This window comes from Vibrio sp. 10N.261.52.A1 (assembly GCF_002876325.1).
Lineage (GTDB): Bacteria > Pseudomonadota > Gammaproteobacteria > Enterobacterales > Vibrionaceae > Vibrio > Vibrio chagasii.
Genome location: NZ_MCYD01000929.1, coordinates 1 through 1,734, shown reverse-complemented (window position 1 = coordinate 1,734; position 1,734 = coordinate 1). Strand labels below are relative to the sequence as shown.

Here is a 1,734-nt window from a genome sequence, read left to right as displayed (position 1 = left end):
GTTCTAGCGTTAAGCAACCAAGCTATTGCAGCACCAAGCGTGGATGTTGAAGGGGCGACACTGCAGGGCGTAGCGCATTCGCCGGTGGGCTATTCATCACAAGTTGATGCGTTTATGGGCGTAAAATATGCTTCAGCAGAACGCTTTCAGGCACCCAAGCTTAATCATTTTAAAGCTGGCGTTCATTATGATGTGACTTCTGCAGGGGATATCTGCCCGCAAATACCTCACACAATGGAAGCGAACGGCGTAGTACAAGAAACACAAAGTGAAGACTGTTTAAATGCGAACGTTTGGCGCCCATCTGGGGTTGAGCTAGGCGAAAAGCTGCCCGTTTATGTGTTCATTCATGGCGGTGCATTTGAGCTAGGCTCTAGTACAGTTAAGCAGTTTGATGGCGCGAAGCTTGTTGCTAAAAATGCAGATGAGGGCAACCCCTTTATTCTAGTTAGCATGAATTACCGTTTGGGTATTCTTGGTAGCTACTACAGTGAACAACACTCTGGTAACTACGGTATCCAAGACCAGAAGGCGGCGTTGCAGTGGATTCATGCCAATATTGATAGTTTTGGTGGCGATGCCGACAACATTACTTTGTTTGGTGAAAGTGCAGGTGCGATGTCGATTGGCATCCAATTAATGGATGAGCAACAAAACTCTCACCTGTACCAACGTGCCATCATGGAAAGTAATCCATATGGCGTTAAGTACAAAGATGCCGAGTCAGCGAAATGGGTAGCGGGTATTGTTCAAGATAAGCTTGGAAAGGACAAAGACATTACTAGCGTGCCTTTTGAAGAGATCGTGGATGTTCAAGTTCAAATGAAAGCTGTAGCAACGCAGCTGAACAGCTTGACCAGTATTACCCCTAAAACGGCGGGTCTGTTATCTTGGGCTCCCTATGTCGATGGAGAGACTATCCCGTATCAGCCGAGTGAACTAAAATCGGTAAATGGTGTTGATGTGACGCTGGGTTTCAACCAAGATGAGTCGAATATCTTTGTTGCGCCGTTTGATGCGCTTCTTGATTTACCAGGCAGTTATAATTCACTGATTGATCTGTTTTTCGGTGCAGATAAGGGCTCTAAGCTGCGTAATATCCCGGAGTTCAAATTAAGCTTCTGGAATAGTACCGCAGCAAAGCGTAAAGCCAATGCCCGCAAACTAATGAATCAAGTGCTGTTTGCTTGTTCATCTCAACAGGTTGCGCAAAACTTGGCTGCAGGTGGTTCGAATGCGGCGCTGTACCAGTTCAACTATCAACCTGATTTTAGCCTGTGGCCTGACTACTACGTAGAGAGCTTTGCCAAAACGTGTAAGCCATCTGAGAGTTCATGTCATGGTGCAGAGCTTTCTTTTATTTTCGGTAATGAGGTGAATGCAGTCTCTGGACCTGCTGAATTTTCTAATAAGGATAAGTCTGTTAAAGATGACCTTATGTCACAGTGGTTACAAAACTCTACGTTCACACCATACGCTTTAGAAAAAGACAATGTGACGGTCTTTAACACTAACGGTGAGTTTGTTACGGAAAATGATTGGGACAACACGCTTAATGCCAGCTTATGTGAACAAGTAAACCAAGTGATGGTTTTTTAGTCATATTACACAAGGATAAACCAAAAGCCTGACCACTATTATTCTAAATTATTTGTTAGTTAAATGGTTAGGTATCAATCAAAAAGCCACAGTTTATGTATAAAACTGTGGCTTTTTTATTTTCTTGGTAAATCA

1 protein-coding gene is annotated in these 1,734 nt (G+C 43.7%); it reads left to right on the top strand.

What is annotated here, in order from left to right; genetic code table 11:
• Positions 1–1,599, top strand: a 1,599-nt coding sequence (locus BCT81_RS20185) for a carboxylesterase family protein (protein WP_102425594.1), incomplete at its 5' end; no start/stop codon positions are given.
• Between the last annotated feature and the right edge of the window lie 135 nt (positions 1,600–1,734).